This window comes from Pseudomonas sp. USTB-Z, assembly GCF_019691255.1.
Lineage (GTDB): Bacteria > Pseudomonadota > Gammaproteobacteria > Pseudomonadales > Pseudomonadaceae > Aquipseudomonas > Aquipseudomonas alloputida.
Window position 1 is genome coordinate 20,024 of the sequence record NZ_JAECZP010000022.1, and the last position, 23,665, is coordinate 43,688.

A 23,665-nucleotide genomic window follows, 5' to 3' on the forward strand; every position below is an offset into this window, starting at 1 on the left:
ATTTTTACTTGCCCGACTTGACCTTGGTCCAGCTGCGGGTCATCAGCCGTTGCACCTTGGGTGGCAACTCTGAGTTCACGAACATCTTGTCCAGCACTTCCTGCGGTGGGTAAACCGCGGCGTCAGTCCTTACGGCCTGGTCCATCAGGGCGCCAGCCTTGGGGTTCGGGTTGGCGTAACCGACGTAATCACTGACCTGGGCGATAACCTCAGGTTTCAGCAAATAGTTGATGAAGGCATGCGCCTCTTTGACGTTCTTGGCGTCCTTGGGGATCGCCAGCACGTCGAACCAGAGGTTGCCGCCTTCCTTGGGAATGGCGTAGGCCAGGTTCACGCCCTTCTTCGCTTCTTCAGCGCGGGCCTTGGCCTGGAACACATCACCCGAAAAACCTGCCGCGACGCAGATGTCGCCGTTGGCCAGGTCGGTGATGTACTTGGACGAGTGGAAGTAGGTCACGTACGGGCGCACCGCCAGCAGCTTCTGCTCGGCCTTGACGTAATCCTTGGGGTCGGTGCTGTTGGGGTTGAGGCCCATGTAGTTGAGCACCGCTGGCAGCATTTCGTCTGCCGAGTCGAGGAAGGCCACACCGCACTTGGAGAGCTTCTTCATGTTTTCGGGCTCGAACAGCACGGCCCAGGAATCGATGGTATCCACGCCCAGCGCGGCCTTGACCTTGTCGACGTTGTAACCGATGCCGTTGGTGCCCCACAGGTAAGGCACCGCGTACTGGTTGCCCGGGTCGTTCTTTTCCAGGCGCTTCATCAACGCCGGGTCGAGGTTGGAATAGTTGGGCAGCAGGTTCTTGTCGAGCTTCTGGAAGGCGCCCGCCTTGATCTGCTTGCCCAGGAAATGGTTGGACGGCACCACCACGTCATAGCCGGTGTTACCGGCCAGCAGCTTGCCTTCCAGGGTTTCGTTGGAGTCGAACACGTCTTGCACGGGCTTGATGCCCGTAGCTTTCTCGAAGTCCGCGAGTGTAGTCGGGCCGATGTAGTCGGACCAGTTATAGAAGTGCACCGTCGGCGCCGCTTGGACGCTGCACGCCAGCGTCAGGCCCGCGCTGGCCATCAAGGCCTTGCGGAATACAGAAATAGACAAGTGGGGGTCCTCACAATCAGTGCCTGGGTAGCGACAATGCTGCCGCACACGCAAAACCGGCGCGCAACTTAACTTCGCAGCTTCGATGCCGCAATCATCAATTACCTTTCAATGGCTCTGGGCCGGCAAACCCGGCCCAGAGGTGTCGCATCGGGCTTACTTGCCCGACTTGATCTTCGTCCAGCTGCGGGTGATCACTCGCTGCACAGAAGCGTCAGGCGCAGCGATCGCATACAGCTGCTTCTTCACTTCGGCAGGCGGGTAGATGCTTGGGTCGCTGGTGATGTCTTTGTCCACGAACGGGGTGGCAGCAGCGTTACCGTTCGGGAAGCGCACGGCGTTGGTGATTTCAGCCATGATTTCCGGCTGCATCAGGAAGTTCATGAACTCGTAGGCCGCGTCTTTATGCTCGGCATCTTTCGGGATGGCGACCATGTCGTAGAAAGTACCGGCACCTTCCTTCGGAATGACGTAGTCCACTTTGACCTTGTCGCCCGCTTCATGGGCACGGGCCTTGGATTGCTCCAGGTCACCCGAGTAACCGACGGCTACACAGATGTTGCCGTTGGCCATGTCGCCGATGTACTTGGACGAGTGGAAATAGGTGATCGAAGGACGGATCTTGAGGAACAGGTCCTCGGCGGCCTTCAGGTCTTCTTTCTTGGTGCTGTCGGTCGGCTTGCCGAGGTAGTGCAGCGCAGCCGGGAGCATTTCGGTCGGGGCGTCGAGGAAGCTCACGCCGCAGCTCTTGAGCTTGGCGATGTTCTCAGGCTTGAACACCACATCCCACGAATCGATCTTGTCCACGCCCAGGGCAGCCTTGACCTTTTCCGGGTTGTAGCCGATGCCGATCGAGCCCCACATGTAAGGGAAGGCATGCTTGTTGTCCTTGTCGCTGGCATCGCCAACGGCCTTGAGCAGGTCGGGGTCGAGGTTCTTCCAGTTCGGCAGCTTGGACCGGTCCAGCTCCTCGTACACGCCCGCCTTGATCTGCTTGGCCAGGAAATTGTTCGAAGGCACGACGATGTCGTAGCCCGACTTGCCTGCCAGCAGCTTGGCTTCCAGGGTTTCGTTGCTGTCGAAGACGTCGTACTTGACCTTGATCCCTGTCTGCTTCTCGAACTTGGCGATGGTGTCCGGAGCGATGTAGTCCGACCAGTTATAGACGTTCAACACTTTGTCTTCAGCCTGAACAGCGGAGGCCATGGCACCCATCAGGGCGGCGGCCAGCAACGTCTTGCCCATTTTATTCATGCGTAATGCTCCAGAATTTTTATTTAGCAACTGTCCAGCAGCCAGAACCCACGGTGCAGAGCGCGCGGCGACTGAAACAGTCGCTAGTCTGGCAAGTTACAAGGCCCTGTATCAAGGAAAGCAGGGCCATGTAACGACTTAATGTCACAACGCTAGCCTAGCAAACGCTTATCGAATCGCCTCAAGGGTCAGGTCCAGGCACTTGCGCGCCTTTTCCACCAGTTCGTCGATCTCCGCATGGCTGATTACCAGCGGCGGCGCGATGATCATGGTGTCACCCACCGCACGCATGATGAGCCCGTTCTCAAAGCAGAAGGTGCGGCAGATCATGCCCACGCCCTTGCCCTCGTAACGGCTGCGGGTGGCCTTGTCCTTGACCAGCTCGATCGCACCCAGCATGCCCAGGCCGCGCACTTCACCCACCAGTGGATGGTCCTGCAGCTCACGCAAACGCTTTTGCAAATACGGTGCCGCTTCCGTGCGCGCCTTCTCGACAATTTTCTCGTCACGCAGGATGCGCAGGTTTTCCAGGCCCACCGCGGCCGCCACCGGGTGACCGGAGTAGGTGAAACCGTGGTTGAAGTCGCCGCCTTCGCTGATCACCTTGGCCACGGTGTCACGCACAATCACACCGCCCATGGGGATGTAACCGGAGGTCAGGCCTTTCGCGATGGTCATCAGGTCAGGCTTGAGGTCGTAGTAATCAGAGCCAAACCACTCGCCGGTACGGCCGAAGCCGCAGATCACCTCGTCGGCGACGAACAGAATGTCGTACCTGGCGAGGATCTCCTTCACCTTCGGCCAGTAGGTTTGCGGCGGGATGATCACGCCACCTGCGCCCTGGATCGGCTCGGCGATGAAGGCAGCGACGTTGTCTTCGCCGACTTCGAGGATCTTCTTCTCCAACTGCTCGGCGGCCCAGATACCGAATTCGTCAGGGGTCATGTCGCCACCCTCGCCGAACCAGTACGGCTGAGGGATGTGTACGATGCCCGGAATCGGCAGGCCACCCTGCTCGTGCATGCCGCTCATGCCGCCCAGGCAAGCACCGGCGAAGGTGGAGCCGTGGTAACCGTTGATGCGGCCGATGATGGTCTGCTTGTGCGGTTTGCCCTTCAGCGCCCAGTAGTGGCGCACCATGCGCAGCACAGTGTCGTTGCCTTCGGAGCCGGAGCCGGTGAAGAACACATGGGTCATACCTTTCGGCGCCACGTCGGTGATCGCCTTGGCCAGCTCGAGCGCAGGCGGGTGAGCGGTCTGGAAGAACAGGTTGTAGTACGGCAGCTCACGCATCTGTTTTTCCGCCGCCTGCACCAGCTCTTCACGTCCGTAGCCGACCGCCACGCACCACAGACCGGCCATGCCGTCGAGGATCTTGTGCCCCTCGCTATCCCACAAATGCACACCCTGGGCCTTGGTGATGATGCGCGGCCCCTTCTCCTTCAGTTGCTTGTAGTCACTGAAAGGTGCGAGGTGATGCTCCCCGCTCAGGGTTTGCCATTCACGGGTTTGCGGGTTGTTGACGCTCATGTGCTTCTCCGTTATTGGACCGCCGCGCTCCTGCGGCACCAGGGTTGATCAGACAGCGAACAGCAGGAACTCACGCTCCCACGAACTGATGACACGCTTGAAGTTTTCGTGCTCGGCGCGCTTGGTAGCGACATACCCGGTAATGAATTTCTTGCCCAAGTACTGCACCAGCGCACGGCTGTTTTCCATGCGTTCCAAGGCGTCTTCGATGGTCAGGGGCAGGCGCAGGTTGCGGCGTTCGTAACCACGGCCCTGCACTGGCGCGCTGGCCTCGATACCTTCGACCATGCCGATGTAGCCACACAGCAGGCTGGCGGCGATGGCCAGGTACGGGTTAGCGTCGGCGCCCGGCAGGCGGTTTTCGACGCGCCGGCTTTGCGGGCCGGCATCCGGTACACGCAGGCCGACGGTGCGGTTTTCTTCGCCCCACTCCACGTTTACCGGCGCCGAAGTGTCGGGCAGGAAGCGGCGGAACGAGTTGACGTTGGGCGCGAACAGCGGCAGCGCCTCGGGGATAAACTTCTGCAGGCCGCCAATGTGGTTGAGGAACAGCTCGCTCATGCTGCCGTCTTCATTGCTGAAGATGTTCTTGCCGGTGGCCACGTCGACCACACTCTGGTGCAGGTGCATGGCACTGCCCGGCTCGCCGGTCATCGGTTTGGCCATGAAGGTGGCAGCCACGTTGTGCTTGAGCGCCGCCTCGCGCATGGTGCGCTTGAACACCAGGATCTGGTCGGCCAGGTGCAGAGCATCGCCGTGACGGAAGTTGATTTCCATCTGCGCCGTGCCGTCTTCGTGGATCAGCGTGTCGAGGTCCAGCTGCTGCAGCTCACACCAGTCGTAGACGTCTTCGAACAGCGGGTCGAATTCGTTGGCAGCTTCGATCGAGAACGACTGACGGCCGGTTTCCGGGCGACCGGAACGGCCTACCGGGGGCTGCAGCGGGAAGTCCGGGTCTTCGCTGCGCTTGGTCAGGTAGAACTCCATCTCCGGTGCGACGATCGGCTGCCAGCCCTTGTCAGCGTATAGCTTGAGCACTTTCTTCAGCACGTTGCGCGGCGACAGTTCGACCGGGTTGCCCTTCTTGTCGTAGGTGTCGTGGATGACCTGTGCGGTCGGCTCGATGGCCCACGGCACGAGGAACACAGCGTTCTCGTCAGGGCGGCAGATCATGTCGATGTCTGCAGGGTCGAGCAGTTCGTAATAGATGTCGTCGTCGACGTAGTCGCCGGTCACGGTCTGCAGCAGCACGCTCTCGGGCAGCCGCATGCCTTTTTCAGCGATGAATTTGTTGGTTGGCGAAATCTTGCCGCGCGTGATGCCGGTCAGGTCGCTGATCATGCATTCGACTTCGGTGATCTTGTGCTCTTTCAACCAATCGGTGAGCTGGTCGAGGTTGTTACTCATAAATACCTCAGGAGGTAAGGTGGTCCGCGACTTGATTCTGGATGGAGTCGATTGCTAAAGCAAAAACCCACGCGCAGAGCCACAGTGGATACACTGAAATCAGCTGTGTCCGTAATGAGTTCAAAAGGCAGGAAGACGAAGCGAAGGGCGGCAAGCCGCTACGAGGACGGGTCCGGGAACGCCAAACGTCAATTATTGCGGCCAGGGCGACCACGCCATTGACGAAGCTTGCAAAAACGACGGAAGTACCCGATTGCACTGCGCACGCAGTACTTTCAGGTCGCGGCAAGCGGACCATGTGACCCTCGTATTATTGTGTTCTGGGTTGTGACCGAGCTTAGCCTTGTTCATTTTTTTACACAACACTTCCGTAAAAAATAAAACACGGCACGTTTGAGATCACCCTTTCAGGCAGAAATAGCGGATAATGGCCTGCCCCGATATGCAGCAAATCTGCCGTAGATGTGCCATTTCAGGGCGTCATGGGGTTGGCTTGACATCAGTATGGCTTTTCGGTTGACTGGTCCTGCAAGCCCCCCTTGATTGATATTTTTAACAACAAAGGTGTTGCATCATGTCGGTACCCCCGCGTGCCGTTCAGCTTAACGAAGCGAACGCGTTCCTTAAGGAACATCCTGAGGTTCTCTACGTTGACCTTCTGATTGCAGATATGAATGGTGTGGTGCGTGGCAAGCGCATAGAGCGCACCAGCCTCCACAAGGTTTACGAGAAAGGCATCAATCTGCCGGCCTCCCTCTTTGCCCTGGACATCAACGGTTCCACCGTCGAAAGCACCGGGCTGGGCCTGGACATCGGCGATGCTGACCGCATCTGCTATCCAATCCCCGACACGCTCTGTAATGAGCCGTGGCAAAAACGCCCTACCGCCCAGCTGCTGATGACCATGCACGAGCTGGAAGGCGAGCCGTTCTTCGCCGACCCGCGTGAAGTGCTGCGCCAGGTGGTGAGCAAGTTCACCGATATGGGCCTGACCATCTGCGCCGCATTCGAGCTGGAGTTCTACCTGATCGACCAGGAGAACGTGAATGGCCGCCCGCAGCCGCCGCGCTCGCCAATCTCGGGCAAGCGCCCGCAGTCGACCCAGGTGTACCTGATCGACGACCTCGACGAGTATGCCGACTGCCTGCAGGACATCCTCGAAGGCGCGAAGGAGCAAGGCATCCCGGCCGACGCCATCGTCAAGGAAAGCGCCCCGGCGCAGTTCGAAGTCAACCTGCACCACGTGCCCGACCCGCTAAAGGCCTGCGATTACGCAGTACTGCTCAAGCGGTTGATCAAGAACATCGCCTACGACCATGAAATGGACACCACTTTCATGGCCAAGCCCTACCCGGGCCAGGCAGGTAACGGCCTGCATGTACACATTTCCGTGCTGGACAAAGATGGCAACAACATCTTCACCAGCGAGGATCCCGAGCAGAACGCCGCGCTACGTCACGCTGTCGGCGGTGTGCTCGAGACCCTGCCCGCGTCCATGGCGTTCCTCTGCCCGAACGTCAACTCGTACCGCCGCTTCGGCGCGCAGTTCTACGTACCGAACGCGCCAAGCTGGGGCCTGGACAACCGCACCGTGGCCCTGCGCGTACCGACCGGCTCGCCGGACGCCGTGCGCATCGAGCACCGCGTGGCCGGTGCCGACGCCAACCCGTACCTGATGATGGCTGCGGTGCTGGCGGGCGTGCACCACGGCCTGACCAACAAGATCGAACCGGGCGAGCCGATCGAAGGCAACTCGTACGAGCAGCTGGAGCAGAGCCTGCCGAACAACCTGCGCGATGCCCTGCGCGAGCTGGACGACAGCGAAATCCTGAACAAGTACATCGATCCGAAGTACATCGACATCTTTGTCGCGTGCAAGGAAAGCGAGCTGGAAGAGTTCGAGCACTCGATCTCCGACCTCGAGTACAACTGGTACCTGCATACCGTGTAAACGAAAACGCCGCCCCCATTGTGGGAGCGGCGTCGCGATAGGGGCGAAGTGCCCCCAGTATTTGCGCATCAAGCTGATATTGTCGGGGCCGCTTTGCGGCCCTTTCGCGACGCAAGGCCGCTCCCACATGGGCTGCGGTACAGGCTTACAGGGGCTTCTCGAAAATCTTCGAATTGCGCTGGTAGTTGTACAGCGAAGCCCGCGCCGCCGGCAGCCGCTCCACGCCACTGGGCGCAAAGCCGCGCTCGCGAAACCAGTGCGCAGTGCGCGTAGTCAGCACGAACAAAGTACTCAAGCCCATCTGCCGTGCCCGGCTCTCGATGCGTTCCAGCAGCTCATCGCCACGTCCGCCATGGCGGTACTCCGGGTTCACCGCCAGGCAAGCCAGCTCCCCGGCCTCGGAATCGGCAATCGGGTACAGCGCCGCACAGGCGATGATCATGCCCTCGCGCTCGACCACGCTGAACTGCTCGATCTCTCGCTCCAGCACTTCGCGCGAACGGCGCACCAGGATGCCCTGCTCTTCCAGCGGGCTGATCAACTCCAGCAGGCCACCGACGTCCTCGATGGTCGCCTCGCGCACCACTTCGAACTGCTCCTGCGACACCAGCGTACCGCCACCGCCCCGGGTGAACAGCTCGGTGAGCAGCGCGCCGTCCTCGGCATAGCTGACGATATGGCTGCGCGCCACACCGCCTTTGCACGCCTCGGCCGCAGCATCCAGCAGTTCGCCCTGGTAATCGCTGCCTAGACGCTGCAGATGCGGAGCAACCTGCTGCGGGCGCAGTTCACGCACCAGCCTACCGTCAGCGTCCAACAGGCCCGGCTCGGCGCCGAACAGCAACAATTTGTCGGCACCCAGTTCGATGGCCGCACGGGTAGCCACGTCTTCGCAGGCCAGGTTGAAGATTTCCCCGGTAGGCGAGTAGCCCAAGGGCGACAACAGCACGATGGAACGCTCGTCGAGCAAGCGGCTGATGCCCTTGCGGTCGACCCGGCGCACTTCGCCAGTGTGGTGGTAGTCCACGCCTTCGAGCACGCCGATCGGCCGCGCAGTGACCAGGTTGCCGGAGGCCACGCGCAGGCGCGAGCCCTGCATCGGCGAAGCGGCGATGTCCATCGACAGCCGCGCTTCAATGGCCAGGCGCAGGGCGCCGACGGCATCGATCACGCAGTCCAGGGTAGCCGCATCAGTAATACGCATGCCCCGGTGGTAGTGCGGGGTCAGGCCGCGATCGGCCAGCCGGCTTTCGATCTGCGGGCGCGAGCCATGCACCAGCACCAGCCGCACGCCGAGGCTGTGCAGCAGCACCAGGTCGTGGACGATGTTGCCGAAATTAGGGTGTTCCACCCCATCGCCAGGGAGCATGACCACGAAGGTGCAGTCGCGATGGGCATTGATATAGGGGGATGCATGACGCAGCCAGTTGACGTAATCGGGCATGACAGGGCCTGTGGATAAGTGGACGGAGAACGGCGATGCAGGGGGCGTTCAGGATCATCGTCGGAACAGGCTTGCGGTCACGCGCGGTCTCCTCTAGGCAGGAACGAATCAGTTCGATTGACGTTTAGTGCAGGCAATAGTGCCGGATCAGGTCACGCAATAGACGCACGGTAGGCTCGATTCGTGACATTTCAAGGTATTCGCCGGGCTGGTGGGCGCAGGCAATGTCGCCAGGGCCCAGCACGATGGTCTGGCAGCCCAGTTGCTGAAGATAAGGTGCTTCGGTGCCGAACGCCACCGCTTCAGCGCGATGGCCGGTCAGGCGCTCCGCGACCTGTACCAGTTCGACATCGGCAGCCTGCTCGAACGGCGGCACCTCCGGGAACAGCGGTGCATAGTCGATGCGCACCTCATGGCGCTCGGCCACGGGTACCAGCTTTTCGCGAATGGCCGCGCGCAGCTGGTCCACGTCCATGCCCGGCAGCGGCCGCAGGTCGAACTCCAGGGCGCACTGGCCGCAGATGCGGTTGGGGTTGTCACCACCGTGGATGCAGCCGAAGTTCATGGTCGGGGTCGGCACGGTGAATTGGGGGTTGCTATAGGTGTTTTGCCAGTGCTGGCGCAGGCCCATCAGCTCGCCCATGACCGCATGCATGGCTTCCATGGCGCTGCGGCCCAGGCTTGGATCCGACGAATGGCCACTGCGCCCGAGGATGTCGATGCGGTCCATGAGGATGCCCTTGTGCATGCGGATCGGCCGCAGCCCGGTAGGCTCACCGATGACCGCTGCACGCCCCAGTGGCTGGCCGGCCTCGGCCAGGGCACGGGCGCCGGACATGGAGCTTTCTTCGTCGCAGGTGGCAAGGATCAGCAGCGGCTCCTTGAAGTCGTGCTCCAGCAGCGGGATGACCGCTTCGATGACCAGGGCGAAGAAGCCCTTCATGTCGCAGCTGCCCAGGCCGACCCAACGGCCATCGGCTTCGGTCAGCTTCAGCGGGTCGCTGGCCCACAGCTGTTCGTCATAGGGCACGGTATCGCTGTGCCCGGCCAGCACCAGCCCTCCCGGGCCGGTGCCACGGCTGGCCAGCAGGTTGAACTTGCCGGGGCTGACCTGCTGGATATCGCACTTGAAACCCAGGTCGCCGAGCCAACCGGCCAACAGGTCGATAACCTGGCGGTTGGACTGGTCCAGCGCAGGTTGGGTACAGCTGACCGAAGGCGCGGCGATCAAGGCGGCAAACTGGTCTTTCAGCGTCGGCAACGGCATGCGCGTACTCCTCGAAAACGTTGCCCATCATAGGACTATCCGCTGTCTGGAATAAACCGTTGAGGGCTGACTGCTGTAGACTCTCTGCCAACCACGCCCCCCTCTTTCGAGTCTGTGATGCACAAAGAAACCGAACTGAAGCTCCGCGCCAGCCGCGAGACCCTTGCCGCACTGCGCGAGCACCCTCTGCTGAAAAAGCGCAACAAGTCCGGCTGGCAGACCCGTGAACTGCTCAACCAGTACTTCGACACCCCCGAGCGTGAGCTGTCCGCCGCCCGTGTCGCCCTGCGCCTGCGCCGCGATGGCGACGCTGTCATCCAAACCCTCAAGTGCCGCGGTCAGAGCGTGGCTGGCCTGTCAGAGCGCAACGAGTACGAATGGAACCTGGACAAGGTCAAGCTCGACCTGAAGAAGCTGGACGCCACCTGCTGGCCCGAGCAACTGGCCAACCTGGACAAGAAAACCATCAAGCCGCTGTTCACCACCGACTTCAGCCGTGAATACGCTGAAATCGCCTGGGGCCGTGGCAAGAGCAAGGTGGTGATCGAGGCCGCGCTGGACCAAGGCTTCGTGATCGCCGGCAAGCGCAAGGAGGAGATCTGCGAGCTGGAGCTGGAGCTGCGTGAAGGTGAACCGCAAGCACTGCTGGAACTGGCTGCAGAACTGGCCGCCAGCCTGCCACTGATGCCGTGCGACATCAGCAAGGCTGAGCGCGGTTACCGCCTGCTGGAACCGGACAGCTACGAGCTGGACCTGCCGCACACCGCGCTGGAAGCCGAAATGGCCTTGGACGACGCCTATGCCGCCCTCGCCTGGCAACTGCTGGGCAGCAGCCAGCGCCTGGCCGAGCAGTACCGCCACAACGGTCACTGGCGCCTGCTCCAGGACTGGGTCGAGTGCCTGAGCGAGCTGCGCGCGCTCACCGCCAGCCTGGGCCAGGCAGCACCGCGCGCCACCACCCGCGACCTGCGCACCAGCCTTGATGCCTTGCTTGAAGACTGGCGCCCGCTGGTTCAGGCCGGCAACGATGACGAAGACATCCGTCGCGCCGCGCCCGAGCAGTTCGCCGAAGAACTGGAAGACGTACGCTGGGGCCAGTTCTCGCTGGAAACCTCACGCTGGCTGATGGCCCGGACCTGGACCACAGAGCGCAAGGGCCGCGGCGAACGCCAGGGCAAGGCGCAGTTGGCCAGCTGGCTGGGTCACCTGCTGGGCGAGGAAGGCCGCGCGCTGAAGCTGCCGCTGTACACCCAGCGCCCGGAAGACCTGGCTGAGCAGCTGCCACGTATCGAGCAACTTCTGGCCTGGCTGCACCACGCCCGCCAGGTGCTGGAAGCGCCGCAAATGGACCGCTTGTACGGCGACCTGAAAAAGCTGCACGAGCTGGCCGAGCAGCCTATCAGCGATGAAGTGCTGGAAGCGCGTATCGAACAGGCTCGGGCGGTGGACCAGAGCCGCGGCTGGAAGCACCTGCTCAAGGCGTGATACCGCGTCGCCTGCTTCGCGGGTAAACCCGCTCCTACGTAGGATCCGCGCCAGGCGTGGGGCCAGTCGTAGGAGCGGGTTTACCCGCGAATGGCCTCAACGCGATAGCGGCAGGCTAGTGGTGGACTTGATCTCGGAAAGCGCCACAATCGAATTCACCTCCTGAATCCCCGGCACGTTCGACAGTTTTTCGAAGAAGAACCGCTCGTAGGCCTCGATGTCCGACGTGACGATTCGCAGCAGAAAGTCCACAGCCCCCATCAGTACATAACACTCCAGCACCTCAGGGAACCCGCGGATCGCCTCGGTGAACTCGGTGAAGTTGGAGCGCCCGTGGGCGTTCAGTTTCACTTCGGCGAAAATCTGCGTGTTCAGGCCGACCTTCTTGCGGTCCAGCAAGGTCACCTGCCCACGAATCACCCCCTCTTCCTTCAACCGCTGAATGCGCCGCCAGCACGGCGATTGCGACAGCCCGACGCGCTCGGCGATCTGTGCACTGGACAGCGAAGCGTCCTCCTGCAGCAGTTCGAGGATGCGACGGTCGTAGGCGTCCAGCTCGCTGTGCATTGTTTATTCTCCACATCAGATTTTATTGAATAAAAGAATTCACCAATAAGGCGAAATCACCCAATCATAGCGAAAAAATTCCGCCACCAACGTGCAAGAATTTCTCCCTCATTTGCGGAGACCAGCATGAACGCACAGCCCCGTACCGACGCCTGGGCCGCCACCAACGCCCACAGCACCGTGCACTATCGCCTGCAGGCCGAGGCCGAGCCCGATAGCCTGTGCCGGGTGCTCAACCTGTTCGCCTTGCAGTTCCTGACCCCGCATAGCGTGCAGGTCAGCCAGCAGGATGACTGGCTGGATATCGAAATCGGCATTGGCGGGTTGAGCTGGCACCGGGCCGAGGTCATTGCACAGAAACTGCGTAACCTGGTGTGTGTGGGTGAGGTGAGCCTGACCAACTTGCAGCGAGTGGCGTTGGCAGTGGTCTGACCCCCCTCTCTGCCGGGCCTGTACCGCATAGCACTCAAGGCCCGTGCGATCCCTGTAGGAGCGGGTTCACCCGCGAAGCGTCCGGAACAGGCGCAGCAAAATCCCGAAACCTTTCACCTCCAATAGCCACCCGCCGCCCGGCTAGCCTTGATCAACACTATCCGATCAGGCACGGACGCCAACCATGCACACCCCCGACAACCTGGCACTCGACCTCAAGCGCGTGCTCCAGGCCCTGCTCGCTGACCAGCACCTGCACGCCAGCGATACCCTGCAAGTACTCGAACACGCCGCCGCCCACCCCGGTAGCCACCCGCTGGAACACATCGCCGCCAGCAGCCTGGAAAGCCGCCAGCACCCTGGCCAGCCTCTGGACCTGGAGTACCTTTGCCAATGGCTGGCCGACAAGGTCGGCCAACCCTACCTGCGCATCGACCCTATGCAACTCGACCTGCCCCAGGTCACCGGCCTGATCTCCCCAGCCTTCGCCCAGCGCCACGGCATCCTCATCGTCGCGGCCGATGCCGCAAGCGTCACCGTCGCCAGCGCCCAGCCTTTCCAGGATGACTGGCAGGCCGACCTGGCCCGTAGCCTCGGCCGATCGATCCGTCGCGTACTGGCCAGCCCGCAGCAGATCCGTCAGTCAGCGCAGTCGTTTCACCGCCTGGCCCAGTCGGTAAAAGGCGCGCAATACCAGCAGTCGGCCAGCCTGGGGGAACTTGAGCAATTGCTGGAGCTGGGCAAACGCCAGGCCGAGGCCAGCGCAGACGACGCACACATTGTGCATATCGTCGACTGGCTGCTGCAGTACGCCATTGAGCAACGCGCCAGCGATATCCACCTGGAACCACGCCGCGAACAGGGCCAATTGCGCTACCGCATCGATGGCCTGCTGCACACCGTCTATGCCTTCCCCGCCGGGGTCACCCTGGCCCTCGTCAGCCGCCTGAAACACCTGGGCCGCATGGACGTTGCCGAGAAGCGCCGGCCGCAGGACGGCCGGCTGCAAAGCCGCCTGCCCGGTGGTGGCGAGGTGGAGCTGCGGCTTTCGACCCTGCCCACCCCGTTTGGCGAGAAACTGGTGCTGCGCCTGTTCGACCCGCAACAGTTGCAAGAGGGCTTCGAACGCCTTGGCCTGCACGGCCAGCAACTGGCCCAATGGCAGCGCCTGCTACGTCAGCGCCAAGGCATCATCCTGGTCACCGGCCCCACCGGCTCCGGCAAAACCAGCACGCTGTACACCAGCCTCAAACTGTTGGCCACCCCACAGGTCAACCTGTGCACCATCGAAGACCCGATCGAGCGCCTGGAGCCAGCCTTCAACCAGCTGCAGGTACAGCCCGCGCTGGACCTGGGGTTTGCCAACGCGGTCAGGGCCATGCTGCGCCAAGATCCCGATATCATCATGATCGGCGAAATTCGCGACCGCGAAACCGCCCTGGTGGCAGTTCAGGCAGCGCTGACTGGGCACCTGGTACTGTCGACCCTGCATACCAACGACGCCTGTGCAGCAATTACCCGCTTGCAAGAGCTGGGTGTGGCCGACTACCTGATCAAGGCGACGCTTATCGGGGTAATGGCCCAGCGCCTGGTGCGAACCGTCTGCACCGACTGCCAGGCAGGTTCATCAGCCACCTGCCGAGCCTGCCGCGGCACCGGTTTTCAGGGGCGCACAGGATTATTCGAACTACTCGAGCCCAGCGACACCTTGCGCGCATTGATCGGCCCTCATGCCGACCTGACCCGATTGCGGCGCCAGGCGCTGGCCGATGGCCTGATTGACCTGCGCCATTGCGGCGAGGCCAAAGTGGCCGCTGGACAGACCCGTGCCGAGGAAGTGCTGCGCGTCTGCAACTGACGAAAAGTCCTTTGTATTCAAGGAACTTGCCTCGCCCGAAAAGATCCAAGCGCGCATCTTCAACCATCACCCTTCGAGGTGTTTCAACATGCGTCTCAAAACCGCCATTGCCGCCGCTACCTTGCTTTCGCTGCCTATTGGCTCGGCCATGGCCGATACCTTCTGGCGTAACGTGATGACTTCCGGTGCTACCACGGCATCGAGCTACCTGACCTCGCGAGATCACAAGCTGGTAGTGGCCGCGCAGGATGACGCCAGCAGCTTCGTCGCCAGCGAAGGCGCGATCCGCGGGCCGTTCCTGGAAGCGGCCATGCGCGAGGCACGGGCAGAGAACCCAGGGATGCAGGCTTCCGACATGGAGTTGGCCAATGCCATCCTGGCCAAAAATGCAGTAGCCGAGTAACTGCGTCGCCTGCTTCGCGGGTAAACCCGCTCCTACAGGCACCCGCGAAGCATCCAACACCAACCTCAGCGATAAGCCTCCACCGGCACACACGCACAGAACAGGTTCCTGTCCCCATACACGTTGTCTACCCGGTTCACCGCCGGCCAGTATTTGTGCTGGCGCACGTGAGCACTGGGGGCCACGGCCTGCTCCAGGCTATACGGCCTGTCCCATCCCCCCAGCACATCAGCCAAGGTATGCGGTGCATGCTTCAGCGGGTTGTTCTCCGCAGGCCAGTTGCCCTGCTGTACTTCGTCAATTTCCGCCCGAATCGCCAGCATCGCCTCGACGAACCGGTCCAGCTCGGCCTTCGACTCACTCTCGGTCGGCTCCACCATCAGCGTGCCCGGCACCGGGAACGACATGGTCGGTGCGTGGAAGCCATAGTCCATCAGGCGCTTGGCCACGTCCTCTTCGCTGATGCCTGTCAGCGCTTTCAATGGCCGCAGGTCGAGGATGCATTCATGCGCCACGCGCTGGTTGCGGCCGCGGTATAGCACCGGGAACGCCGCGCCCAACTGGCTGGCCAGGTAGTTGGCCGAAAGGATAGCCACCTCGCTGGCGTCGGCCAGCTGCGGGCCCATCATGGCGATATACATCCAGCTGATCGGCAAGATGCTTGCGCTGCCCCAGGGCGCGGCGCTGACCGCGCTGTTGTTCGGGTCCAGCCCAGGCACCGGCACCACCGGGTGGCTGGCGACGAACGGCTTGAGGTGCGCGCGGATACCGATCGGCCCCATACCCGGGCCGCCACCGCCGTGGGGAATGCAGAACGTCTTGTGCAGGTTCATGTGTGAAACATCGGCCCCAATGTCTGCGGGGCGCGCCAGGCCCACCTGCGCATTGAGGTTGGCACCGTCCATGTAAACCTGGCCGCCGTGCTGGTGCACCACATCGCAGATTTCGCGTATCCCTTCCTCGTACACACCGTGGGTCGAGGGGTAGGTGATCATCAGGCACGACAGACGCTCCCCGGCCGCGTGTGCCTTGGCTTTGAGGTCAGCCAGGTCGACGTTGCCATCGTTGTCGCAATCGACGATCACCACGTCCATGCCGGCCATCTGTGCCGACGCCGGGTTGGTGCCGTGGGCCGACGACGGGATCAGGCACAACGTGCGCATCGGCTGATGGCGGCTGCGGTGATAGCGCGTAATGGCCATCAGGCCGGCGTATTCACCCTGAGCACCGGAGTTGGGCTGCATGCAGATCGCATCGAAACCGGTGATCGCGCACAGCCAGCTTTCCAGTTCGTCGATCATCGCCTTGTAGCCTGCCGCCTGGGCCGCCGGAGCGAACGGGTGCAGCTGGGCAAAACCGGACCAGGTGATGGGGATCATCTCACTGGTGGCGTTGAGCTTCATGGTGCACGAGCCCAGCGGAATCATCGACTGGTTCAGCGCCAGGTCCTTGTTCTCTAGCTGCTTGAGGTAGCGCAGCATCTCTGTTTCGCTGTGATGCAGGTTGAACACGGGGTGGGCGAGGAATGGCGTGCGTCGCACCAGGCTGGCGGGGATGCCTTCAGGCAGGGCCAGCTGGTCGAGGGCGGTGATTTCCAGGCCATGATCCACCCCCAGGAAGATGTCGAGCAGGCGCAGCACCGTCTGTTCGTTGCAGGTTTCGTCCAGGCTCACGCCCAGGTGCCCGCGACCGAGAATGCGCAAATTGATGTGCGCTGCCTCGGCGCTTTCAATGATGGCAGCCTGGGCACCACCAACATTCAGGGTAAGGGTGTCGAAGAAGTGCTGATTGAGGCGTTTGATGCCTTTGGCCTCAAGGCCGGCAGCCAGGATGAAGGTCAGCCGGTGCACACGCTGCGCGATGCGCTGCAGGCCTTCCGGGCCGTGGTACACCGCGTAGAAGCCGGCAATGTTGGCCAGCAGCACCTGGGCCGTGCAGATGTTGGAGTTGGCCTTTTCGCGGCGAATATGCTGCTCGCGGGTTTGCAGGGCCATCCGTAATGCGGTGTTGCCACGGGCATCGCGGGACACGCCGATGATGCGCCCCGGCATGGCTCGCTTGTAGTCGTCGCGACAGGCGAAATAGGCCGCGTGAGGCCCGCCGTAGCCCATCGGCACACCAAAGCGCTGGGTCGAACCCAGCACCACATCGGCGCCCAGCTCTCCGGGCGGTGCCAGCACCACCAGGCTCAGCAGGTCAGCGGCTACGCAGGCCAAGGCCTGTTGGCCGTGCAACTGGTCGATCAGCGGGCGCAAATCGCGCACTTCGCCGTGGGTGTCGGGGTACTGCAGCAAAGCGCCGAACACCGAGTGTTTGGCAAGGTTATCCACAGTATCGACGATCAGCTCGAAGCCGAACCCCTCGGCGCGGGTCTTGAGTACCGATAGGGTCTGCGGATGGCAGTGCTCGTCGGCGAAGAAGGCGTTGCTCTTGTTGCGTGCCACCCGCTTGGCCAGGGCCATGGCTTCGGCGGCAGCGGTGGCTTCATCAAGCAGCGAGGCATTGGCCAGAGGCAGGCCGGTGAGGTCGATGACCATTTGCTGGAAGTTCAGCAACGCCTCCAGCCGGCCTTGGGCAATTTCGGGTTGGTAGGGTGTGTAGGCGGTGTACCAACCGGGGTTTTCCAGCACGTTGCGCAGGATGACCGTGGGGGTGATGGTACCGTGGTAGCCCATGCCGATGAGGCTGGTCCAGACCTGGTTCTGTTCGGCATAACCGGCCAGCTTGGCCAGGGCGGCTTGCTCGTCCAGTGCCGCTGGGAGGTCGAGGGGGCGATTGAGGCGGATGTCAGGGGGAACGGTCTGCTCGATCAGCTCGTTGCGGCTGGCGATACCCAGCGCGTTGAGCATGGCCTGCTGCTCTGTGGCATCGGGGCCCAGGTGGCGGCGCAGAAATGGGTTGAGCTCTTGCAGTTGATGCAGGGATGGCGACTGGGACATGACGACGCTCTCTTCCTAGACCAGGCCTCATGGAGACTTACAAGTCTAGGAAGGGATTGCCGATTGTGCGGGGAAACTTGTCTGCAGGCCCGGCCTCTTCGCGGCTAAAGCCGCTCCTACAGGGGCTGCACCGGTCTCGAATGCAGCGCTGTACCTGTGTAGGAGCGGCTTTAGCCGCGAAGCAAGCGACGCGGTCTTACTCGCCAATCAGCGCCTGGTAGCCAGCCGCATCCAGCAAGTTGTCCAGCTCGGCCGGGTTGCTTGGCTTCAATTTGAAGATCCACGAACCGTAAGGCTCTTCGTTGAGCAGTTCCGGGCTATCGGCCAGCTCTTCGTTGACCGCAATCACTTCGCCACCGACCGGGGCATAGATGTCCGAAGCGGCCTTGACCGACTCCACCACACCCGCAGCGTCGCCAGCGCCAAACACCTTGCCGACTTCAGCCAGCTCGACGAACACCACATCACCCAAGGCTTGCTGGGCGTGATCGCTGATACCCACGGTCACACTGCCGTCGGCTTCCAGGCGAGCCCACTCATGGCTTTCGGCAAAACGCAGGTCGGCGGGGATATTGCTCATGTCTTGAATTCCTCGATTGGCTCAGCGGTACGCCCGCCGGTTATAAATTGTTCAGATCAGGATCTTGCCGTGGCGCACGAAGGTCGGTTTGACCACCCGCACCGGGTACCACTTGCCGCGAATTTCCACCTCGGCCCGATCACCGGTAGCCATAGGCACGCGCGCCAACGCAATGGACTTGCTCAGCGTAGGCGAGAAACTACCACTGGTGATCTCCCCTTCGCCAATGCCGGCTACACGCACGACCTGATGGGCGCGCAGTACACCGCGCTCTTCCAGCACCAGACCCACCAGTTTTTCCTGCACGCCGTGCTCGATTTCCGCAAGCAGGCCGACACGGCCGATGAAGTCGCGCTCGGCCGGTTCCCAGGCGATGCTCCAGCCCAGGTTGGAGGTGAGCGGGGTGTGGTTTTCGTCGATGTCCTGGCCGTACAGGTTCATGCCGGCTTCCAGGCGCAGGGTATCGCGGGCGCCCAGGCCGCTTGGGGCGATACCGGCGCCGACCAGGTCGTTGAAGAAGGCCACCGCCTGATCGCCCGGGAAGATGATCTCCAGGCCGTCCTCACCGGTATAGCCGGTGCGGGCAATGAACCAGTCGCCGTCAGCAACGCCCTCGAACGGGCGCAGTTCGCGGATGAGTGCAGCGCGCGCGGGGCTGAGCAGGGCCGCGACCTTTTCGCGGGCCCGCGGCCCCTGGATGGCAAGGATGGCCAGATCAGGGCGGACCTGGAAGTCCACGGAAAACCCGGCACGCTGCGATTGCAGCCAATCGAGCACCTTGGCACGGGTGGCGGCGTTGTTGACCAGGCGATAGCCGGTTTCCGTGCGGTAGACGATCAGATCATCGATTACACCGCCCTGTTCGTTCAGCAGTGGGCTATACAGCGCCTTGCCGGTGTCGTCGAGGCGGGCCACATCGTTGGCCAGCAAGCGCTGCAGCCAAACAGTGGCATCAGTGCCGTCGACATCGATCACGGTCATATGGGAGACATCGAAGACGCCGCAATCGCTGCGCACCTGGTGGTGCTCCTCGACCTGCGAGCCATAGTGCAGGGGCATGTCCCAGCCACCGAAATCGACCGTCTTGGCGCCTAGCGCCAGGTGCAGGTCATACAAAAGCGTGCGCTGTCCCATGGGTTTCTCCTTCCGGGCGTGGCGAAGCGGCGGCGGTCGATGACGTTGGGTCGTCAGCTTTTCTTGTTACTCACACCCGCCGCGCGAATGCCGCGCATTGTAGCCGCAAGGTCGCAAACTGACATCCTCAGTGACTGTGACCGGGTCGACGTGCCGAACGGCGAATCAGGCCGATGACCGGCAGCAGCCCCACCAATACCAAGGTCAGTGCCGGCAGCGAGGCGCGCGCCCACTCGCCTTCGCTGGTCATCTCGAACACCCGCACGGCGAGGGTGTCCCAGCCGAACGGCCGCATCAGCAAGGTGGCGGGCATTTCCTTGAGCACATCGACGAACACCAGCAGCGCGGCGCTAAGTGCCCCCGGCACCAGCAGCGGCAGATACACCTTGAAAAACAATCTTGCACCGCCGACACCCAGGCTGCGCGAGGCCTCAGGGAGTGACGGGCGGATGCGCTCCAGGCTGCTCTCCAGCGGCCCGTAGGCCACCGCGATGAAGCGCACCAGGTAGGCCAGCAGTAACGCCGAGAGGCTGCCTAGCAGCAGCGGCTTGCCGGCGCCGCCCATCCAGCTGGACAGCGGGATGACCAGGTGGTTGTCGAGGTAACTGAAGGCCAGCATGATCGATACCGCCAACACCGAACCGGGCAGGGCATACCCCAGATTGGCCAGGCCAACCCCGGCGCGGATACCGCCCGTCGGTGCCTGGCGCCGGGCGAAAGCCAGCAGCAGCGCCACGCACACCGTGACCAGCGCCGCCATGCTGCCCAGGTACAGGGTGTGCAGCACCAGGCCGACATAACGCTCATCCAGGTCATGCCGACCGCGCTGCCAGAACCACACCACCAACTGCAGCAGCGGGATGACGAAAGCGCAGGCAAACACCAGCAGGCACCAGCCACTGGCCAACAGCGCCTTGAGGCCGCGCAGGTGATACAGCGCCTGCGCGCGCGGCCGTTCGTTGCCGCTCCGGCTGGCACCGCGGGCGCGGCGCTCACCGTACAGCACCAGCATCACCGCCAGCAGCAGCAGGCTGGCCAGCTGGGCCGCACTGGACAAGCTGAAGAAGCCGTACCAGGTCTTGTAGATGGCCGTGGTGAAAGTGTCGAAGTTGAATACGGCCACTGCACCGAAGTCGGCCAGCGTTTCCATCAGCGCCAGGGCGATACCGGCACCGATCGCCGGCCGAGCCATGGGTAAGGCCACCCGCCAGAAAGCCTGCAGGGGCGATAACCCAAGTACCCGCGCCGCCTCCATCAGGCCCTTGCCCTGAGCCAGGAAAGCCGTGCGCGCCAACAAGTAGACATAGGGATAGAAGACCAGCACCAGGACGGTGATTACCCCACCGGTGGAACGCACACGAGGCAGGCGCATTGGCCCGAACACCTCGCGCAGGGCGCTTTGCACCGGGCCTGCAAAGTCCAGCAGGCCGACGAAGACGAACGCCAGCACGTAGGCCGGGATGGCGAACGGTAACATCAGCGCCCAGTCCAGCCAGCGTCGACCGGGGAAGTCGCAGAGGCTGGTGAGCCAGGCCAGGCTGACGCCCAGCACGGTGACCCCCACACCCACACCCACCACCAGGGTCAGGGTATTGCCGAGCAGGCGACCCATCTGGGTGTCGAGCAGGTGGGACCAGATCTGCAGGTCGATGGATTGCCAGGACAACAGCAGCACGCTCAGGGGCAGCAGCACCAAGGCGGCGATCAGGGAGACCGGGAGGTACCAGCGGCGTTGAGGGGTGTGGGGCAAGGCTGAAATCTCGAGTGCGATTGCGACCGCTGCGCGGTCGTTCGCGGGTAAACCCGCTCCTACGGGGACCGCGCAAGGCAGTGCAGATCCCGTAGGAGCGGGTTTACCCGCGAAAGGGCCCTAACGGGCCCAAAGAGGATAAGGCCTGGCGCTTAGTTGTAGCCAGCCCGATCCATCAAGCGAATGGCTTCAGCCTGGCGCTTGCCGGCAATTTCCACCGGAATGCTGTCGGCCTTGAAGCTGCCCCACGCCGCCACTTCCTCCGATGGCTTCACCTTCGGGTTGGCCGGGAACTCCTGGTTGATATCAGCAAACAGCTTTTGCGCTTCTTCGCCGGTCATCCATTCCACCAGTTTCTTCGCGGCCTCCGGGTGTGGCGCATGCTTGGTCAGGCCAATGCCCGACAGGTTCACGTGCACACCACGGTCGCCCTGGTTGGGCCAGAAGATCTTCACCGGCAAGTTCGGGTTCTGCTTGTGCAGACGGCCATAGTAGTAGGTGTTGACCACGCCCACATCACACTGCCCGGCCTCGATGGCCTGGATCACTGCGTTGTCGTCGGAGAACACATCGGTGGACAGGTTGTTGACCCACCCTTTGACGATTTGCTCGGTCTTGGCCTCACCGTGGGTTTCGATCAGAGTGGCGGTCAGCGACTGGTTGTACACCTTCTTGGCCGTACGCAGGCACAGACGGCCTTCCCACTGTTTGTCAGCCAGGGCTTCGTAGGTGCTCAACTCCTCGGGTTTGACCCGCTCGGTGGAGTAGATGATGGTGCGGGCACGCAGGCTCAGGCCGGTCCAGTCATGGGACGAGGCGCGGTACTGCGACGGGATGTTCTGGTCGATGACGTCGGACTCGATCGGCTGCAGGATGCCCATCTGCTCGGCCTGCCACAGGTTGCCTGCATCGACAGTCAGCAGCAGGTCGGCCACGCCGTTGTCGCCCTCGGCCTTGATGCGCTGCATCAGCGGGGCTTCCTTGTCGGTGATGAACTTGATCTTGACCCCGGTCTTGGCGGTATAGGCATCGAACACCGGCTTGATCAGCTCGTCGATGCGCGAGGAGTACACCACCACTTCGTCCGCTGCCTGGGCAGTGCCGCCGAACAGGGTCAGGGCCAAGGCGGCCAGTAGGGGCTTGCGTGGCAACATTTTAAGCACTCCTCGATCGTATGAGAGGTGCGAATGGTAGTGAATCCCATTTTCTGGCTCACCTACCTAGCCGTTACCGGATGTTGCAAGGGGCTGCTACGCAGCCGATCGCGACACAAGGCCCACACAGGAGATTGCGTACCGCTGTGGGGCCTAGTGTCGCGAAAAGGGCCGCAGAGCGGCCCCGCCACTCTCAAGCCTTGGCCAGATCTGGCAGGTCACCACTCAAACCCAACGCCTGGCGCACAAACAGCGCCTTGGCCTCCGGCATCTGCTCCACCAGTTTCAACCCGCTGTTGCGCAACCAGCGCAACGGCAGCGGATCGGCCTGGAACAACCTCTCGAAGCCCTCCATCGCCGCCATCAACGCCAGGTTGTGTGGCATGCGCCGGCGCTCGTAACGGCTCAGCACCTTCACATCGGCCAGTCTCTCGCCGCGCTCGCAAGCATTGACCAGCACCTCGGCCAGCACCGCCGCGTCGAGGAAGCCGAGGTTCACACCCTGCCCGGCCAGCGGGTGGATGGTGTGCGCGGCATCGCCAATCAATGCCAGGCCTTCACCCACATAGCGCTTGGCGTGGCGCTGACGCAGCGGCACGCATACCCTTGGGTCGGCCTGCAACACGTCGCCCAGGCGGCCCTCGAAGGCACGCCCAAGGGCTTGCAGGAAGGCCGCTTCATCCATCGCCATCAGCTGCTCGGCATGCTCCGGAGTGGTCGACCATACGATTGAGCACCAGTCTTGCTGGCCATCGCGGCTCAAGGGCAAAAAGGCCAATGGCCCTTCGTCAGTGAAGCGCTGCCAGGCCGTGGCCTGGTGCCCGGCGCTGCAACGTACGCTGGTGACAATGGCATGGTGCAGGTAGTCCCATTCGCGGGTTTCGCAGCCAGCCAGACGCCGCACCGCCGAATTGGCACCGTCGGCGGCGATCACCAACGGTGCACGCAGTTGCCGGCCATCGGCTAACGTCAGCAGCCACTCATCGCCAGAGCGGCGTAATTGCTCCAGCCGCGCATTGGCCAGCAGGCCGATGTCGCTGTCGTGCAGGCGCTCCAGCAGGCCGTCCTGCACCACCCGGTTCTCGACGATATGGCCGAGCACCTGGGCATGCACACTGGCCGCCGAAAAGTGAATCTGCCCGGTGCCGCTGCCATCCCACACATGCATGTCGGAGTACGGCGTGGCGCGCCGCTTGGCAATGCCGTCCCAGGCGCCAAGGCGCTCGAGGATGCGCTGGCTGGCCGCCGATAGCGCGCTGACACGCGGCTCGAACGGGGCCTGGGCATCGAAGGGTACGACCGTCAGCGGGCCACCATCGAGCAACAAAATTTGCAGGCCACTGTGGCGCAACGCCAAGGCCAGGGCGCTGCCCACCATACCGGCACCGACAATCAACAGATCTGCACGCAT

The 23,665-nt window shown here is 62.6% G+C and carries 18 protein-coding genes; 5 read left to right on the plus strand and 13 right to left on the minus strand.

Annotated elements, in window-relative coordinates; translation table 11 throughout:
• Positions 1-4: 4 nt before the first annotated feature.
• The 4 genes from I8746_RS21605 to I8746_RS21620 form a co-directional block, all read right to left on the minus strand.
• Positions 5-1,099, minus strand: coding sequence for a polyamine ABC transporter substrate-binding protein (locus I8746_RS21605; RefSeq protein WP_012054043.1), 1,095 nt, complete (start codon positions 1,097-1,099; stop codon positions 5-7).
• A gap of 156 nt (positions 1,100-1,255) precedes the next feature.
• Positions 1,256-2,353 (minus strand): polyamine ABC transporter substrate-binding protein, encoded by a 1,098-nt coding sequence (locus I8746_RS21610; protein ID WP_010955708.1) that lies wholly within the window; start codon positions 2,351-2,353, stop codon positions 1,256-1,258.
• A gap of 168 nt (positions 2,354-2,521) precedes the next feature.
• A complete protein-coding gene (locus tag I8746_RS21615) occupies positions 2,522-3,883 on the minus strand; it encodes an aspartate aminotransferase family protein (RefSeq protein ID WP_004575837.1) in 1,362 nt (453 codons plus the stop codon).
• Positions 3,884-3,931: 48 nt separating this feature from the next.
• Positions 3,932-5,290, minus strand: a complete 1,359-nt coding sequence (locus I8746_RS21620; protein WP_003253727.1) for a glutamine synthetase family protein — start codon at positions 5,288-5,290, stop codon at positions 3,932-3,934.
• A gap of 574 nt (positions 5,291-5,864) precedes the next feature.
• On the opposite strand from I8746_RS21620, the gene I8746_RS21625 reads away from it, so the two are divergent.
• Positions 5,865-7,241: a glutamine synthetase family protein gene (locus tag I8746_RS21625; RefSeq protein WP_003253725.1), complete on the plus strand. Its 1,377-nt coding sequence runs from the start codon at positions 5,865-5,867 to the stop codon at positions 7,239-7,241.
• 145 nt (positions 7,242-7,386) lie between these two features.
• Here the strand turns inward: I8746_RS21625 and argA are convergent, their stop codons facing one another.
• A complete protein-coding gene (gene argA, locus I8746_RS21630) occupies positions 7,387-8,685 on the minus strand; it encodes an amino-acid N-acetyltransferase (RefSeq protein ID WP_003253723.1) in 1,299 nt (432 codons plus the stop codon).
• A gap of 124 nt (positions 8,686-8,809) precedes the next feature.
• A complete protein-coding gene (gene argE / locus I8746_RS21635; protein WP_012054045.1) occupies positions 8,810-9,952 on the minus strand; it encodes an acetylornithine deacetylase in 1,143 nt (380 codons plus the stop codon).
• 117 nt (positions 9,953-10,069) lie between these two features.
• Here argE and I8746_RS21640 point away from each other — a divergent pair, with 117 nt between their 5' ends.
• On the plus strand, positions 10,070-11,437 hold the full coding sequence (locus I8746_RS21640) for an inorganic triphosphatase (protein ID WP_012054046.1): 1,368 nt from the start codon (positions 10,070-10,072) through the stop codon (positions 11,435-11,437).
• Positions 11,438-11,533: 96 nt separating this feature from the next.
• Here I8746_RS21640 and I8746_RS21645 read toward each other — a convergent pair whose 3' ends face one another.
• Positions 11,534-12,004: an Lrp/AsnC family transcriptional regulator gene (locus I8746_RS21645; protein ID WP_003253717.1), complete on the minus strand. Its 471-nt coding sequence runs from the start codon at positions 12,002-12,004 to the stop codon at positions 11,534-11,536.
• Between the two features lie 126 nt (positions 12,005-12,130).
• Here I8746_RS21645 and I8746_RS21650 point away from each other — a divergent pair, with 126 nt between their 5' ends.
• From I8746_RS21650 to I8746_RS21660, 3 genes are all read left to right on the plus strand, one after another.
• Positions 12,131-12,436, plus strand: a complete 306-nt coding sequence (locus I8746_RS21650; protein ID WP_003253715.1) for a hypothetical protein — start codon at positions 12,131-12,133, stop codon at positions 12,434-12,436.
• 184 nt (positions 12,437-12,620) lie between these two features.
• Positions 12,621-14,294 carry a GspE/PulE family protein gene (locus tag I8746_RS21655; RefSeq protein WP_221101047.1) on the plus strand — a complete coding sequence of 558 codons (1,674 nt, stop codon included), beginning with the start codon at positions 12,621-12,623 and terminating at the stop codon, positions 14,292-14,294.
• An 88-nt stretch (positions 14,295-14,382) separates the two neighbouring features.
• Positions 14,383-14,697 carry a DUF2388 domain-containing protein gene (locus tag I8746_RS21660; RefSeq protein ID WP_004575834.1) on the plus strand — a complete coding sequence of 105 codons (315 nt, stop codon included), beginning with the start codon at positions 14,383-14,385 and terminating at the stop codon, positions 14,695-14,697.
• A gap of 65 nt (positions 14,698-14,762) precedes the next feature.
• Here the strand turns inward: I8746_RS21660 and gcvP are convergent, their stop codons facing one another.
• The 6 genes from gcvP to I8746_RS21690 form a co-directional block, all read right to left on the minus strand.
• Positions 14,763-17,636 (minus strand): aminomethyl-transferring glycine dehydrogenase, encoded by a 2,874-nt coding sequence (gcvP, locus tag I8746_RS21665; RefSeq protein WP_221101048.1) that lies wholly within the window; start codon positions 17,634-17,636, stop codon positions 14,763-14,765.
• Positions 17,637-17,832: 196 nt separating this feature from the next.
• Positions 17,833-18,216 carry a glycine cleavage system protein GcvH gene (gene gcvH, locus I8746_RS21670; RefSeq protein WP_221101049.1) on the minus strand — a complete coding sequence of 128 codons (384 nt, stop codon included), beginning with the start codon at positions 18,214-18,216 and terminating at the stop codon, positions 17,833-17,835.
• A gap of 51 nt (positions 18,217-18,267) precedes the next feature.
• Positions 18,268-19,350: a glycine cleavage system aminomethyltransferase GcvT gene (gene gcvT / locus I8746_RS21675; protein ID WP_003253703.1), complete on the minus strand. Its 1,083-nt coding sequence runs from the start codon at positions 19,348-19,350 to the stop codon at positions 18,268-18,270.
• A gap of 127 nt (positions 19,351-19,477) precedes the next feature.
• Positions 19,478-21,100, minus strand: a complete 1,623-nt coding sequence (locus tag I8746_RS21680; RefSeq protein ID WP_012054050.1) for an iron ABC transporter permease — start codon at positions 21,098-21,100, stop codon at positions 19,478-19,480.
• A 152-nt stretch (positions 21,101-21,252) separates the two neighbouring features.
• Positions 21,253-22,254: an extracellular solute-binding protein gene (locus I8746_RS21685; protein ID WP_012054051.1), complete on the minus strand. Its 1,002-nt coding sequence runs from the start codon at positions 22,252-22,254 to the stop codon at positions 21,253-21,255.
• 193 nt (positions 22,255-22,447) lie between these two features.
• Entirely contained in the window at positions 22,448-23,665 is a 1,218-nt protein-coding gene (locus I8746_RS21690) for a 2-octaprenyl-3-methyl-6-methoxy-1,4-benzoquinol hydroxylase (protein WP_181406962.1), read from the minus strand.

What these genes read in the sequence shown, in the direction of transcription:
- I8746_RS21610 (WP_010955708.1), bottom strand. Translation starts at nt 2,353, where the DNA reads ATGAATAAAATGGGCAAGACGTTGCTGGCCGCCGCCCTGATGGGTGCC.
- I8746_RS21615 (WP_004575837.1), bottom strand. Translation starts at nt 3,883, where the DNA reads ATGAGCGTCAACAACCCGCAAACCCGTGAATGGCAAACCCTGAGCGGG.
- I8746_RS21620 (WP_003253727.1), bottom strand. Translation starts at nt 5,290, where the DNA reads ATGAGTAACAACCTCGACCAGCTCACCGATTGGTTGAAAGAGCACAAG.
- I8746_RS21625 (WP_003253725.1), top strand. Translation starts at nt 5,865, where the DNA reads ATGTCGGTACCCCCGCGTGCCGTTCAGCTTAACGAAGCGAACGCGTTC.
- argA (WP_003253723.1), bottom strand. Translation starts at nt 8,685, where the DNA reads ATGCCCGATTACGTCAACTGGCTGCGTCATGCATCCCCCTATATCAAT.
- argE (WP_012054045.1), bottom strand. Translation starts at nt 9,952, where the DNA reads ATGCCGTTGCCGACGCTGAAAGACCAGTTTGCCGCCTTGATCGCCGCG.
- I8746_RS21640 (WP_012054046.1), top strand. Translation starts at nt 10,070, where the DNA reads ATGCACAAAGAAACCGAACTGAAGCTCCGCGCCAGCCGCGAGACCCTT.
- I8746_RS21645 (WP_003253717.1), bottom strand. Translation starts at nt 12,004, where the DNA reads ATGCACAGCGAGCTGGACGCCTACGACCGTCGCATCCTCGAACTGCTG.
- I8746_RS21650 (WP_003253715.1), top strand. Translation starts at nt 12,131, where the DNA reads ATGAACGCACAGCCCCGTACCGACGCCTGGGCCGCCACCAACGCCCAC.
- I8746_RS21655 (WP_221101047.1), top strand. Translation starts at nt 12,621, where the DNA reads ATGCACACCCCCGACAACCTGGCACTCGACCTCAAGCGCGTGCTCCAG.
- I8746_RS21660 (WP_004575834.1), top strand. Translation starts at nt 14,383, where the DNA reads ATGCGTCTCAAAACCGCCATTGCCGCCGCTACCTTGCTTTCGCTGCCT.
- gcvP (WP_221101048.1), bottom strand. Translation starts at nt 17,636, where the DNA reads ATGTCCCAGTCGCCATCCCTGCATCAACTGCAAGAGCTCAACCCATTT.
- gcvH (WP_221101049.1), bottom strand. Translation starts at nt 18,216, where the DNA reads ATGAGCAATATCCCCGCCGACCTGCGTTTTGCCGAAAGCCATGAGTGG.
- gcvT (WP_003253703.1), bottom strand. Translation starts at nt 19,350, where the DNA reads ATGGGACAGCGCACGCTTTTGTATGACCTGCACCTGGCGCTAGGCGCC.
- I8746_RS21685 (WP_012054051.1), bottom strand. Translation starts at nt 22,254, where the DNA reads ATGTTGCCACGCAAGCCCCTACTGGCCGCCTTGGCCCTGACCCTGTTC.
- I8746_RS21690 (WP_181406962.1), bottom strand. Translation starts at nt 23,665, where the DNA reads ATGCGTGCAGATCTGTTGATTGTCGGTGCCGGTATGGTGGGCAGCGCC.